This is a genomic window from Chitinophaga chungangae, from assembly GCF_017742215.1.
Lineage (GTDB): Bacteria > Bacteroidota > Bacteroidia > Chitinophagales > Chitinophagaceae > Chitinophaga > Chitinophaga chungangae.
The window spans coordinates 22,061-36,319 of record NZ_JAGHKP010000004.1; the positions used below are offsets into that span (position 1 = coordinate 22,061).

The window sequence follows — 14,259 nt, forward strand, 5'->3', positions numbered from 1 at the left end:
CATTCGATATGCGGGAAAAGATCAAACAGTGGGTCATTAAAAGAAAATGGCGGCTCAGCATACTGGCAGGGCTGCTGCTGTGGTATTATTTCCTGCTGCCGGCAAAGTTGTTCACCGCGCCCACTTCTTTCGTGATAGAAGACATGAAGGGCGAACTGATGAACGCGGCCATCGCCAAAGACGGGCAGTGGCGTTTCCCGGCGGATAAACTGGTGCCGGAGAAGTTCGAAAAATGCATCGTGGCGTACGAAGACAAACGTTTTTTTTATCACTGGGGCATAGACCCGCTTGCAACGGCCCGGGCCATCAGGCAGAACCTTGGCGGCGGCAGGGTGGTGAGCGGGGCCAGCACGATCACGATGCAGGTCATACGCTTGTACCGCAACCAGCCCCGCACGTTCTGGCAGAAAACCATCGAAATGATACTGGCCACGCGGCTGGAGTTCCGTTATTCCAAAAGGGAAATTCTCGGCCTGTACGCCGGCAATGCGCCTTTCGGCGGCAATGTGGTAGGCCTGGAAGCCGCGTCGTGGCGGTATTACGGGCGCAAGCCCGACCAGCTGTCCTGGGCGGAAACCGCTACCCTGGCTGTTTTGCCGAACAGTCCCGCGCTGATACATCCCGGCCGCAACCGGCAGGTTTTGCTGGACAAACGTAACTCACTGCTGCAAAAACTCTGGCGGAACGGGACTATCGACAGCAGTACCTGCGCACTGGCTTGCATAGAACCATTGCCGGACAAGCCGCATGTGCTTCCGCAATACGCGCCGCATTTGCTGAACCGTTTCCGGCAGGATTACACGCGTGAAAGATCAGTAAACAGCACCCGGCTCAAAACCTCGCTGGACGGGGAGCTGCAGGAAAACGTCAATGAAATTCTGCTTCGTCATCATCACCAGCTCCGCGCCAACGGCATCAACAATGCGGCCGCGCTCGTGCTGGACGTGGAAACCGGTCATGCCCTGGCTTATGTGGGCAACGTGTATAATCCTGACAATCCCGAGTTGGAATCTTTCGTAGACATCATACAGGCCCCGCGAAGCCCCGGCAGCACGCTGAAGCCGCTGCTGTACGCCGGTATGCTCAACGACGGGCTGATGCTGCCGCATACGCTGCTGCCGGACGTGCCCACGCAGATAGCGGGATATACGCCGCAGAATTTCGATCAGTCGTACGACGGCGGCGTGCCCGCATCGCGTGCGCTGGCGCGCTCGCTGAATATCCCGGCGGTAAAATTGTTGCAGCAGTACCGCAGCGACCGTTTCCTGCTGTTGCTAAAAAAGCTCGGCATCAGCACGATGAACAAACCCGCGGCGCATTACGGGCTGTCGATGATCCTGGGCGGCGGCGAAACCTCGCTCTGGGAGCTTACCGGCGCCTATGCCAGCATGGCGCGCACCCTGCTGCACCTGGAACAATACAACGGCAAATACGATGCGGACGATTACCATGCGCCCGGTTACCGGCCGGACGAAACGTTGCCTTCGCGCAATTCGTTATCGCGTTTCGGCGTGCTGGACGCGGGCGCGATCTGGTATACGTTCCAGGCGATGGAAGAAGTGATGCGGCCGGGAGAGGAATTTATCTGGCAGGCGTTCGCCTCTTCCAAAAGGATCGCCTGGAAAACCGGAACCAGCTTCGGTTTCAGGGACGGTTGGGCCATCGGTGTAACCCCCACGCAGGTGGTAGGCGTTTGGGTGGGGAATGCGGACGGGGAAGGAAGACCGGGACTGACGGGCGTATCGACCGCCGCGCCCATCATGTTCGATATTTTCAGGTTGTTGCCCGGAGCGGCGCCCGTGCCGTTGCCGGCAGACAAACTGCAGCCGGTATTAGTGTGCCGGCAAAGCGGTTACAGGGCCGGGGAATATTGCCTGGAGAAAGACACGCTTCCCGTTCCTGCGGCGGGTTTGCGCTCGGCGGCGTGCCCTTATCACCAGCTTATTCACCTCGACGCATCCGGGCAGTACCGGGTAACGGCTGATTGTGAAGCGCCGCACCTGATGCAGCACAAAGCATGGTTCGTGTTGCCGCCAGCGATGGAACATTTTTACCGGATGACGCATGCTTACGAACCGCTGCCGCCGTTCAAGCCGGGTTGCGGCGTACAGGAGCAGGGGCGGTCGATGGAGCTGATCTACCCGCGGCCTGCGGCGAGGATATTCGTGCCCGTGGAAATAGACGGCACGCTGGGGGAAACGGTGTTCAAAGCCACGCACCGCCAGCAATCCGCGAAGATCTTCTGGCACCTGGACGAACATTTTATCGGCGTAACGACGGACTTTCACCAGGTATCGGTTCGTCCCGCGCCGGGAAGGCATACGATTACCCTGGTAGATGAGGACGGGGAAGAGATCCGGCAGGGATTTGAGATATTGGATAAGGCGACGGGGAAATAAAAAAAGGCGTTATTCAGCTCATTAGAGGTGATAATGGCGCTCATTTTTAACCGAATTGAGCTTCAGTAATTATTTGTTTTAAGTTGAAATGAGGCGCAGGAACTCAATAATTATACTTCTCCTTCCACAACGCTTTCAAATACCGCCTTAATTCCTCTTCCCGCGCGTTGTTGCCGGGCTCGTAGAACGTTGTGCCGGCAATTTCCTGCGGCAGGTATTCCTGCCGCGCGAAATTATTTTCGAAGCTGTGGGAGTACTTGTAATCTTTCCCGTAACCCTGTTGTTTCATCAGTTTTGTAGGCGCATTGCGGATATGTAGCGGCACGGGAAGATCGCCGGTTTGCGATACCATGTTCTGCGCCATGCCGATGGCCATGTACGACGCATTGCTTTTGGGTGACGAAGCCAGGTAAGTAGCGCATTGCGAGAGAATGATCCTCGCTTCGGGATGGCCGATCAGGTTCACGGCCGTGAAAGTGCTGGTGGCGAGCAGCAGCGCGTTGGGATTGGCGTTGCCGATATCTTCGGAAGCGAGGATCACCATGCGGCGGGCGATGAACTTCACGTCTTCCCCGCCTTCGAGCATCCTGGCCAGCCAGTACACCGCGCCGTTGGGGTCGCTGCCGCGGATGGATTTTATGAACGCCGAAATGATGTCGTAATGTTGTTCGCCGGCCTTGTCGTAGATCGCTACGCGCTGCTGCGCGATCTCCATCACTTTCTGGTTCGTGACAACGATCGGTTGTTCTTCCTGCAAAGTGTCCACCACCAGTTCGAACAGGTTAAGCAGCTTGCGCGCGTCTCCCCCGGCGATGTTGAACAGCGCTTCGGTTTCCTTCAGCTCGATCGTTTTTTCCGCCAGCCATTCGTCTTTGGCCATCGCCTGCCGCAATAACTGCTGCAGCTGGTCGGGGCCCAGCGCTTTCAGCACGTATACCTGGCAGCGGGAGAGCAGGGCCGCGTTCACTTCGAAAGACGGGTTTTCGGTGGTAGCGCCGATCAGCGTTACGATGCCTTTTTCCACGGCGCCCAGCAGTGCGTCCTGCTGGCCTTTGTTGAAACGGTGGATCTCGTCGATGAACAATACGGAATGTTTCTGCCGCGCCAGCTCGATCACTTCGCGGATATCCTTTACGCCGGAAGAAATGGCGCTGAGCGTGTAGAACGGTACCTGCAGCGTGTTGGCGATGATATTGGCGATGGTGGTTTTGCCCACGCCGGGAGGCCCCCAAAGGATCATGGAAGGCACTTTGCCCGCCAGTATCGCTTTACGGAGAATACTGCCGGCGCCGGTGAGATGTTCCTGCCCAACGAGATCGTCCAGTACAGCGGGCCGTAATCTTTCTGCCAGTGGTGCGCGCATGGTTGTTACGGGTTATTGATATCGAAAAAACTGTTGCTATCTTCTTCTTTTTCCTGTTGGTCTTTCCGCCAGCGGTTAAAAAAGATGCGGCTCAGCTCGCAATTCACCGCAATGGCGGCGGCGTGAATACTGCCCAGGATAATTGCCATTCTGCGGCCAAGCCGCAGGATGTCTTCCGCTGAAACGCCGTCTGTTTCCTTCAAGGCGCTTGTGTTCATCATTTTCATCAGCTCGCTGTCTGCCACCCGGCTGATGAAGATCAGGTTAACGGCTACCAGTATGGCATACATGAAAGCAATAATGCCGGAAACAAGGATCGTGCGGGGAAGGGTTTCCGGAAGCGGTGTTCCGGGATTGGCGATTGTGCGCTGCAGCTGCGTGCATAAAATGTTGTGATACAGCACTGCGCCCAGCAAAACCAGCGACATGAGCAGGCTCAGCGGCGACGGCGCCAGCAAGAGCGACATCAGCATAAATAAAATGAAAAAACATGCTACTACGATGTTTCCCCATGTCAGGAAACGGAAAAGCCCAAACAAAAATGACATAAACCCTCGGTATTATTGATCCTGCAAACCTACGAATTTACCATTTATAATAAAGGCCGCGCCGGAAGTGCCAAATCTTCGATAAATTTATTGCTCTAAACCTGATAATATGCATAAACTCCCATCCGCCGGAAAATGGATGGCGGCCGGTATGCTGATAGCCGTATGCTCGGCAGACGCCCTGGCCCAGTCACAAAAAGCCCCGGCATTCGAGGTGTCGTCGCTCGACCGCAGTATTCAGCCCTGTGCTGATTTTGACGGGTTCACCAACGACGGCTGGAAAAAAGCCAATCCCATCCCCGGCACCGAAAGCCGCTGGGGCGCGTTTAACGTGCTCGATAAAGAAAACAAGGAAGTACGCCTCAAAGGCATCATCACCGAGATCGCCCGCCGCCAAGGCCTTGCCAGCGGTACCGAAGAACAGCAGATCGCCGATTATTACGCCTCCTTCCTCGATACCGTTACCATCGAAAAAAGAGGCATCACCCCGCTTCGCCCGTATTTTGAAAAGATCGATAACATTCAAACGCTTGCAGACTGGGCGCGCGTTTGCGGCGAACTGCAGACCATGGGCGTAAGCACCTGGGCCGGTTTCGCGGTGGACGCTGACGCCAAAGACAGCAAGGTGAACGCCGTATACGGCGGGCAGGACGGGCTCAGCCTCGGTGAAAGAAGTTATTACGAAAGAGACGATGAAAGCACCAAAAACGTCCGTAAGGAATTTGAAGGCCATGTCAATAAAATGTTCGGTCTCGCCGGGTTCAAAGAACAGAACCCCGGTAAAACCATCCTCGATTTCGAAACGGCCGTAGCCAAACTGCAGCTTACCAACGTGGAATTGCGCGACCCCGTGAAAACCTATAACAAGATAGGTTTCGCGCAACTGCTGGAACTGGCGCCCGAGTTCGACTGGAAAGAATTTGTTGCACAACAGGGCCTGTATACCGACACCGTAGTGGTGCAGAACAAGGAATACCTCGCCAACGGCGCCAAGTTGCTGAAGTCCACGCCCATCAGCACGCTGAAAACATACACCAAATTCCAGCTGCTGTCTACCTTCGCTGGTTACCTGCCCAAAAAGTTCGACGATGAGAATTTCCGCTTTTTCGCCACGGTAATGACCGGCCGCAAAGCGCAACGCCCCCGCATCGACAGGGCCATCCGTTCCACAGACGGCATCCTGGGCATGCCGTTGGGCAAACTTTTCGCCAAACAATATTTCCCTGAAGCCAGTAAACAGAAAGTATCGGAGATGATCGAAAACGTGCGCACCGTGTACGGCGAGCGCATCGACAAACTGGCCTGGATGAGCCCCGCCACCAAGGAAATGGCGCATAAGAAACTGAAAGCCTTCACTTACAAGATCGGTTACCCGGACAACTGGAAAGATTATTCCAGCATCGAAATCAAACGGGACGAGCTGATAGAGAACATCATCAGCGCGGCGCATTACCGCAACGAAGAGCGGAACAAAAAAGTAGGCAAACCGGTGGATAAATCCGAATGGCTGATGACGCCGCAAACGGTGAACGCTTATTACAACCCGCTCAACAACGAAGTGGTATTCCCCGCGGGCATTCTTCAGCCGCCTTTCTTTAATGCTGATGCAGACGATGCGATCAACTACGGCGGCATTATTGCCGTGATCGGCCACGAGTTCACCCATGGTTTCGACGACCAGGGCTCGCAGTTCGACGCGGACGGCAACCTGCAAAACTGGTGGACGGAAGACGACCGTAAAAATTTCGATGCGCTGGCTAAAAAGTACATCGATTATTTCAGCGGCCTGGAACCCTTGCCCGGTTTCAAGATCAACGGCGCGCTCACCATCGGCGAAAACATCGCCGACCTCGGCGGGCTGACGCTGGCGTATTACGCCCTGCAGAAAAGCATCGAAGGCAAACCGGAGCCCCCGAAAGTAGACGGTTTCGACTGGAAACAACGTTTCTTCCTCGGATGGGCGCAGGTATGGCACGCGAACATCACCGATGCCGCGCTGCGCAACCAGATACAGACAGACCCGCACAGTCCGGCCCGTTACCGCATCAACGGCCCGCTGCCGCACCTCACCGAGTTCAGGGATGCATGGCATTGCGCCGAAGGCAGCAAAATGGTGCTGCCCGCCGCGGAACGCGTGGTAATTTGGTAAGCATTCCAAACCATCATACTGGAAAAGCCGCCCGGAAACCCCCGGGGCGGCTTTTTTATTTCATTGATAATTAATTAATTGTGCGGCACTGCGCCATGTTTGCAGCGTGGTAAAATGCGTATTTCTACGGTCAATTTCAGGTAGTGGTACGCTTTCATAATCATTATGAATATCAGACCTTTGAGATGGATCTAATCGGTCTTGCCGCAAGCGATACGCAGGTATCCCGGATGAAATTAAATGAATTTCGCGAACGGCAGTCCACCGGCCTGTCCACCGTTGTGACCCCAATTTCCCTGGCGGCCGGTGCAGGTTCCGTACAACCTGTGCCGGCACCAACGGCTTTCATCTTCACTGTTTTTCCCGCATGGCGCATATTCGCGCAAATACTATCAATAAGCAGCAATTAACTGTTAATCCTTTCTCCATGGCTTTCTTATCCTTGTACAAAATTCAAAAGGTATGAGATTCCACGATTGTATGAAGATTATTGCGATGACCGGCCTGCTTTCCGCCGGTTCTCCCGTTTTCGCGCAGCAGCCGGACCAGCTTTGGGGGCAGAACGCCGAAGCGGGGAAAGGAGAAAAGACGCGGTGGTTCACCGAAGCCAAGTTCGGCCTGTTCCTGCATTGGGGGCCTTATGCCCATTTTGGCGGCGACATCCGGGGGAAACGATATTACGGCATCACCGAATGGATCATGAACCGCGATAAAACGCCCGCCGCCGAATACGCCCGGCTTGCCGGGGGCTTCAATCCCGTTGAATTCGACGCTGAAGAATGGGTGCGCATCGCCAAAGCGTCGGGCGTGAAATATATCGTGCTTACCGCCAAACACCACGACGGCTTCGCCATGTGGGATTCCAAGGTTTCCGATTTCGACATCGTAGACGCCACGCCGTATAAAAAAGATCCCATCAAAGCGCTGGCCGCGGCCTGCAAAAAAGAAGGCATCAAGCTGGGGTTTTATTACTCGCAGTTCCAGGACTGGCACGAGCCCAACGGCGGCGGCAACAGCTGGGACTTTGACCCGAAGAAAAAAGATTACGCCGCTTATTACCGTGGAAAATCGTTGCCGCAGATCACGGAACTGCTGAGCAATTACGGCGAGCTGGGCATTATCTGGTTCGACACGCCGGGCAATATGAACAAGGAAGAATCCGCCGCTTTCCTCGAAAAAGTACACCAGCTGCAACCGAATTGCCTCGTGAGCAGCCGTGTAGGCAACGGTCTTGGCGATTTCAAGGATTTTGGCGACGGCGAAGTGCCCGCCGGCGTGGTGAAAGGCGCATGGGAGGCGATCTTTACGCATAACGACAGCTGGGGTTATTCCGCTTTCGACCAGAATTTCAAAACGCCGCAGGAGATCATCCGGCTGCTGGCGGAAGTGGCTTCCAAAGGCGGCAATCTGATGATGAACATCGGCCCGATGGGCAATGGCAAGCTGCCTGCTTTGTCCGAAAAATATTTCCGCGCTACGGGCGATTGGCTGAAAGTAAACGGCGAAGCCGTGTACGGCACCGGTTATTCACCGATTGCGCCGCAGCCCTGGGGCGTAATGACGCATAAGCCCGGGAAGCTGTACCTGCACGTGTTTCACCGTCCGCATAACGGCAAACTGCTGTTACCAGATTTTACCGCGAAAGCCGTGAAAGCCTCGCTGCTGGCTGGTAAAAAGCCGCTAACGATGCGCCAGCAGGGAAAAGACGTGTACATCAACCTGCCCGCCACGCTGCCGGATGAAAGGAACACCGTGGTAGTGCTGGATTACAGCGGGGAACTGAAAGAACAGCCCCAAACGCCACAGGTGATCAGTACGCAGTTCGAGCGACTGTCGTTGCCCGCGCAGGGAGCGAGTCTCAACGGCAACGCACAAACGAAATCCCTCACGCACAGTTATTATTTCGGCGACTGGAAACATGCCATGTGCATCGTGAACCAGCAGTCTGTGGCAGACAGCATCAGTTACCGGCTGCGTTTCACCGAGCCGGGCGACTATAAGGTAGTGCTGCAATATTCGGCCGATACGGCGAACGAGCGCCGGGAAGGCCTGCTGGAGCTGATCCCCGCGGGGAAGGCCATGCAGGAGTACCCGTTCCAGGTATTGCTCACGGGCAAACACGATACGCACAAACCCCTGCTGTTCATCGACCAGGCGGTGGCGGTGATCACGGTTCCTGTGCCCGGGGAATGGACGTTGCGCGTGCGCCCGGCCAAAGACGGCAAGGAATTGTTCAGGCTGAAGCAGGTACTGCTGGAGCCGTTGAAATAAGTCTGGGAAAAGATAAATAGACGTGTCCGGCCGCTGTGCCGGACATTTTTTTTGCGTTATTTTTTGGAAGCGGAGGCCGGTTGCATCATGAAAGTGAGCACGCCGGGGAAAATGTAGATCGTGCCGGAGATATATGCTTCCAGTTTCAGGTAATACGTGTTTGTTTTCAGGTATTTTCCGGGTTTGCCGGCGGCCAGGGCGTAAAATTCCGCCTGTGGTGAAGGCCAGCAGGGTAAAAGCAGCCCGAAAAACAGCACCCGCCCGGTTACGTTGCCCATGGCATCTAAATTTACCCTTTCTTTTTCAGCCTTTTGGAAAATTGCAAATAATTCCTATTTTTGCAGCCCCGCAAGGGAAATGGTGAGATGCCTGAGAGGCCGAAAGGACCGGTTTGCTAAACCGGCGTACGGGTCAAACTGTACCGAGGGTTCGAATCCCTCTCTCACCGCAAACTATTCGTAGTTTATTTAACTATAAATGTTTGAAGGCTCGGGATGTAGCGTAGTCCGGTCATCGCGCCTGGTTTGGGACCAGGAGGTCGCAAGTTCGAATCTTGCCATCCCGACGGAAATAATTGAACCCTTCAAATCCTTGGATTTGAAGGGTTTTTAATTTTAATGTTTATTTGGCCCCATATTCCTTCAAATCGACTGCTTAGGAAAGAGCAGCCGATCTTTTATAGAAGACCAGCCCTTTTTTGAAGCTGTATTATCTGCCGAATTTTTTTATCGTCCTTATTAACAGGAATAAAACTGATCGTCATCAATGACTCTCCCCGCAAACCCGGGCCGGATGTATGCATCATCCTGAGATTTCCGTTGAATGCCTGGTCGGTTTTGTAATAAAAGGAAACTTCCTTATTTCCAGGAACAAAGTATAACGTAACTACCGCTCCATTCAATGGCGTGACGCCTGAAGCAATATACCTTATGAGCCTGAAGTTCCGGCCACTTATTGTTGTATCCTTAGACGTGTATTTTTCACCGTTATAATGCCTGAAGCTAAACTGGGTGCCCATCTTGAGTATTTCCATCCTGCTCCAGTTTATTTTACCGGTGGATTGGGTAGGCCCGTCCATGCCTAAATCCGCCACACGGTGACGGATAAAATCGACAAAATAATATCCGTGTGTTTCATTGCGCCGTGAAAGATTGTCACCGACAATCAGATCCTGCACTTTCATTACTTTTTCAATACCGAACCCCTGGTGATAAAACACCGAATCATCCGGGAGAAAATCGGCATATGGCTGACCGGGTGACATCCGGGCCTTGACGGAAATCACGTATATCCCCGTTTGGCTGCGATCGCTGCCGGGTAGCCAGGGTAACGAGGAGAGAAATCCCGAGTAAATACTTATGACCAGTAGTAGCAGATTCATATGATGCGCGGTAAAAGCAAAAGATATTTTTTATTGCAACTGAGTTCCCTGGGATTGATAGACTACGCCAGGATTAACGTACCTCTGGCCTTCTTTTGGGACATTTATCCCGCCGTAGGAAAGAACTCCCTGGACCCGTAATGAACAAAAGTATTGTCCCTTTATATTCTGAGTTGCAGTTTCCGTCCAGCTGGTGCCGGGTGCAATGCCTATAAGGGCGGAACCCTGATGGGTCAAATCGTGTAATTCATACTTCGAACTAGGAGAGGGATCTCCTGTCCAATGCAGCTGAAAGCGTTCAGTTGACCGTATCCAATAGATACCAAGGGCATTAAAAAGAGGTACCCAGTTATACAGGAAATCTACATCATAAGGATGATATACAAATTCTCCCACGTTAATCACTTCGTCTTTGGCATTTGGCTCATCATCCGGACTTGGCACTACCCAGAAAGGATCTTCAGGGTCGGTGAGGCTATTCGTCGCCCTTGCCATTTTTTGCGATTCGGCCTTCAAAAGCGGCGCATTTAAATCGTGCATTTTTTTAAAAATGGCATCAACTTTCGCTTTGGGAGCATGGTCCAGGTAACTTACCAATTGTTCCCTTTTTTCGTCCGAGAGGCTGGCAAACTGCGCATAACTTGTCATTTGAAGTATTTCCAGGCTGATGTCGGTTGTGGGTTTTGCGTCCGGGTTAACATCATTTTTCGCACATGCGATTACTACCATGGAAAATGTTAAGCAAAGATACTTTTTCATTAGGGTTTGGGTCGTTGATCTGCGCAATATACTCTGAAGATCCTTAGTTTTTTATTTTTAAACATCAATTACTTATCAGGTAGGCGCTAACTTTCAGGTTAGCGCCTACCTGGATAATGAGATTTTCTCTGCCCGTTCTTCCAGAGTTTTTCATTACCTTCCTGCCATGAAACCCGCCGTACATATCAAACGCGCTTACGAGCCGCAACAAAAGGAAGACGGTTTCAGGGTGCTGGTAGACAGGCTCTGGCCGCGCGGATTAACGAAAGAAGAGGCCGCGGTGGACGAGTGGGCCAAGGAGCTCGCTCCTTCAAATGAACTGCGCAAGTGGTTCGGGCACGACCCCGAGCGCTGGAAAGAATTTCAACAACGGTACAAAACCGAATTAAAAGAGAATCCCGCCGTGAAAGAGTTTATCTCCGCGCATAAAAACAAAAAACACATTACGCTGATCTATTCGGCGAAAGACGAAGCGCACAACCAGGCTGTTGTGTTGAAAGAATACCTTGCGCATGCCTTTTCCGCCTGATAGGATATTAACCCCGGTTCAATACCGGATCAAGTCCGCCTCAATTAGGCCTGTCCCTTACTACTGGCATAGGTTTTCCGGTTATTTCATGTTTGTCTGCTGTAAATGCAAAATGCTATCGCTGGCGGAAGGAAATAAAAAAGCAGGAGCCCGCCGTAGCCATGGGGGCTTCCTGCCGCTGCTGTTTTTGATAAAACCGCACATTGTATCGTCTATGAGAGCGGGGCGTAATAAGTGCAATATCCGTTTTCCTCCACGGGCCCCTTGAAAAGCGAACAGCTGCCGCAGCTTTCGTTTTCGCCGGGAGGAAGATATAATTTACAATTGCCGCATTTGCTGTCGGCGATCGGTGTTTCTTCCACGTAGCCAAGCTTCTGCCGCTTCTCTTTTTCTTCTTCGCTGACGCCCGAAAGATCGCTGCAGGAGGCGGGTTGCTTTTTTGCAGCATCTTCCTTCGCCGGTTTTTTCCCTCCACCGCAGCCGGTGACGAGAAAAGCGCCGCCCAACAGCATGCCGCTCATCCCGAAAACATTCCTGATAAATTCTCTGCGCGTGTTCATGGTCGTTTTATTTTGTCGTGGAAACCAGTGTTTTTAATTCCGTGACGGTTTGCGGCGTCACATTTTTCAGTTGAGGGCGGAACGCTTTCAGCGCCGCTTTGAGCGCATCGGAACTGTTCGCCGATTTTTCCATTCCACCTGCCAGGCCCTTCACCGCCAGCGGCTGCCGGGAGCCGGTCTGCATTGCTTCATGCTCCAGCAGGCCGAGATATTGCGCCACCTGTTTCGCGTCGTTACGCGAACCGATGCAGTAAGACAGATCGTGTATAAAATTGTTGGCAAGCTGTACCGTGTCTTTTGCGATCGGACTGGCCAGCAGCGCGCTCAGCAGGGCGGGAGAAGATCCGGCTTCGGAGCTGAGCACCGCCAGCTGCATGTATTTGTCGGAGCCGTAACGCGAAAGCGCTTTCACAAAAGCGCCGGTAACGCGCGGGTCGGTGAACTGACCGAGGCTGAGGACCACCTGCACGGTGAGTTTGGCGGGGCTTTTCTCCGCCATCGCCAGCAGCTGCGGCAAACAGGCGGGAAAACTTTCCGCGAGCATCGCGGCATGTTCCTGCACGTTCACGGAACTGTCTGCCAGCGCGTTTTTCACGATGGAAACGTCCAGCGCATTGAGCGCTTCGAGCACGTAGAGCGCATGCACGCGGGCGCGGGGATCGGCGTTGGAAAGCATTTGTTTCACGGCGGGTATCACGGATCTATCCTGTCTTTCCACCAGCAGGCGGTGCGCCTGCTGCGCATACCACTGGTTGGGATGCGCGAAAAGCTGAACCAGGCTGTCGCCGGACATCTTGCCGAGTTTGGGCCATGCGGCTTTGTAGGTGCCATTGGCGGGCATTACACGGTAGATGCGCCCTTTGTCGGAACCCGCGTAGAAATCCATTTCGGCTTTGAGATCGTCGGGGATGGAAACGGGCGTTTCGATATGCTGACGGTAATAATCGAGCACGTAGAGATAACCGTCGGGGCCGGTGGTGAAGTTAACTGGGCGGAACCAGTTGTCTTCCGAATAAATGAACTCCCGTTTTGCTTCCGCCTCCGCGCGCCTGGCGGTGAAATGCACACTGTCGGGCGAATACACGAGCACGTCGCGGTGCACGAGGTTGCCGGCTACTTCGCCGGTGAAAATGTTGCCGTAGTATTCCGCGGGCAATGCATCGCCGAAATAAAACGTGCCGCCGGACGCGCCGGTGAAATGATCTCTTTCATACTCCACGCGTTTCAGTTTTTTTTCCTGGAACTCGGCGTTCCTTCTTCTCGTTCTTTCCGCCCGCCAGTATGGCGTGGGCGATTGCTGGTACATGATGGGATCGTGATCGGAAATATTCCGGATGGCGCGCGCGGAAGGCAGGTATTCGTGCCGGTGCGTGTACCGCCAGGGCAGCATGATCTGCTGGATGTGAATGGAGTTCTCCGTTACGAAACGGTTGCGGTAATCATCCAGCGCCTGGCCGAACTGGCCCGGACCGGTTTCCAGTTCAAAGAGGCCGCGGTCGAGGCGGAAACGGAAGTCCGCGCCTTTGACAGACAATGGTTTTGCGTCCGGTTTGTCGCGGAAGGCGATGTTGCCGTCCTGCCCGCGGTTGTTGGCGTAGATCCAGTTATCAACCCCGAACCGCAGATTGGTGATCTGCGTTTCCGGGTTGTCTTTAAAAAATCCGCTGAACAATACTTCACGAACATCGGCCACAAAATCGCCGGTAGTATCTTTCATGTATAAGATCTCGGGAGCGGCGGTAACGAGCAGGCCGCCTTTCCAGGGAAGAATGCTGGTGCCTTCGGAAAGTTTGTCGGCAAAAACGATGGAAGTGTCCGCCCTGCCGTCGCCATTGATGTCGCGCAATACGCGGATGTGGCCTTTTTCGGTGCCGGGGGCGGGTTTGTCCGGGTAGTCGGTCATTACGACCACGTAACAATTGCCGTCTTCGTCAAATTCCATAGACACGGGGTCTGTTACGAGCGGTTCTGCGGCGAACAGCTCAACTTTTAATCCGTCGGTTACCCGGAGGCTTTTGAGAGCGTCTTCCGGGGAAAGCGGCGCGGGATATTTTTCTTTGTTGCCGCAGCCGGAGGAAGTGATGAGCATTACAGGCAAAAGCAGGCCCGTGCATAGTTTGAGGACTTTCCGCATAGTGAGTAATGTATTTAAACCTGATTGATAAAACGAGCTTAAGATGATTTGACCGGTTTCCGGTAACGTACACAATATTGCATATTATTTCTGATATTCTATAGCCTGTTTTACAAAATTTGAAGAATGGCAGGCTTCTTTTTATGATTTTGCCGGTAACGTACAC

The 14,259-nt window shown here is 53.5% G+C and carries 11 protein-coding genes and 2 tRNA genes; 6 read left to right on the top strand and 7 right to left on the bottom strand.

Translation table 11 applies throughout. From position 1 onward, the window contains the following. The first annotated feature begins 8 nt into the window (after positions 1-8). Positions 9-2,399, top strand: a complete 2,391-nt coding sequence (gene pbpC, locus J7I43_RS19835; protein ID WP_209147604.1) for a penicillin-binding protein 1C — start codon at positions 9-11, stop codon at positions 2,397-2,399. Between the two features lie 103 nt (positions 2,400-2,502). Here the strand turns inward: pbpC and J7I43_RS19840 are convergent, their stop codons facing one another. Together J7I43_RS19840 and J7I43_RS19845 are read right to left on the bottom strand one after the other, a co-directional pair. Further along, positions 2,503-3,762 carry a replication-associated recombination protein A gene (locus J7I43_RS19840; RefSeq protein ID WP_209147605.1) on the bottom strand — a complete coding sequence of 420 codons (1,260 nt, stop codon included), beginning with the start codon at positions 3,760-3,762 and terminating at the stop codon, positions 2,503-2,505. 5 nt (positions 3,763-3,767) lie between these two features. Beyond that, positions 3,768-4,310, bottom strand: coding sequence for a hypothetical protein (locus J7I43_RS19845; protein WP_209147606.1), 543 nt, complete (start codon positions 4,308-4,310; stop codon positions 3,768-3,770). A gap of 109 nt (positions 4,311-4,419) precedes the next feature. Here J7I43_RS19845 and J7I43_RS19850 point away from each other — a divergent pair, with 109 nt between their 5' ends. Next, the gene (locus J7I43_RS19850; RefSeq protein ID WP_209147607.1) at positions 4,420-6,459 is read left to right on the top strand and encodes a M13 family metallopeptidase; all 2,040 of its coding nucleotides are present in this window, start codon (positions 4,420-4,422) and stop codon (positions 6,457-6,459) included. Positions 6,460-6,921: 462 nt separating this feature from the next. Then, entirely contained in the window at positions 6,922-8,730 is a 1,809-nt protein-coding gene (locus tag J7I43_RS19855; protein ID WP_209147608.1) for an alpha-L-fucosidase, read from the top strand. Positions 8,731-8,786: 56 nt separating this feature from the next. Here J7I43_RS19855 and J7I43_RS19860 read toward each other — a convergent pair whose 3' ends face one another. Next, the gene (locus J7I43_RS19860; protein ID WP_209147609.1) at positions 8,787-9,008 is read right to left on the bottom strand and encodes a hypothetical protein; all 222 of its coding nucleotides are present in this window, start codon (positions 9,006-9,008) and stop codon (positions 8,787-8,789) included. Between the two features lie 81 nt (positions 9,009-9,089). On the opposite strand from J7I43_RS19860, the gene J7I43_RS19865 reads away from it, so the two are divergent. Both J7I43_RS19865 and J7I43_RS19870 read left to right on the top strand, forming a co-directional pair. After that, a tRNA-Ser gene (locus J7I43_RS19865) sits at positions 9,090-9,178 on the top strand. A gap of 42 nt (positions 9,179-9,220) precedes the next feature. Next, positions 9,221-9,295, top strand: a tRNA-Pro gene (locus J7I43_RS19870). A 111-nt stretch (positions 9,296-9,406) separates the two neighbouring features. Here the strand turns inward: J7I43_RS19870 and J7I43_RS19875 are convergent. Together J7I43_RS19875 and J7I43_RS19880 are read right to left on the bottom strand one after the other, a co-directional pair. Then, the gene (locus J7I43_RS19875) at positions 9,407-10,111 is read right to left on the bottom strand and encodes a hypothetical protein (RefSeq protein WP_209147610.1); all 705 of its coding nucleotides are present in this window, start codon (positions 10,109-10,111) and stop codon (positions 9,407-9,409) included. Positions 10,112-10,141: 30 nt separating this feature from the next. After that, positions 10,142-10,840, bottom strand: a complete 699-nt coding sequence (locus tag J7I43_RS19880) for a hypothetical protein (protein WP_209147611.1) — start codon at positions 10,838-10,840, stop codon at positions 10,142-10,144. A 196-nt stretch (positions 10,841-11,036) separates the two neighbouring features. Here J7I43_RS19880 and J7I43_RS19885 point away from each other — a divergent pair, with 196 nt between their 5' ends. Then, on the top strand, positions 11,037-11,399 hold the full coding sequence (locus J7I43_RS19885) for a DUF488 domain-containing protein (protein WP_209147612.1): 363 nt from the start codon (positions 11,037-11,039) through the stop codon (positions 11,397-11,399). 212 nt (positions 11,400-11,611) lie between these two features. Here J7I43_RS19885 and J7I43_RS19890 read toward each other — a convergent pair whose 3' ends face one another. Both J7I43_RS19890 and J7I43_RS19895 read right to left on the bottom strand, forming a co-directional pair. Further along, complete coding sequence (locus tag J7I43_RS19890; RefSeq protein ID WP_209147613.1) at positions 11,612-11,959, bottom strand: high-potential iron-sulfur protein; 348 nt, start codon at positions 11,957-11,959, stop codon at positions 11,612-11,614. A 7-nt stretch (positions 11,960-11,966) separates the two neighbouring features. Then, a complete protein-coding gene (locus J7I43_RS19895) occupies positions 11,967-14,093 on the bottom strand; it encodes a PVC-type heme-binding CxxCH protein (protein WP_209147614.1) in 2,127 nt (708 codons plus the stop codon). Between the last annotated feature and the right edge of the window lie 166 nt (positions 14,094-14,259).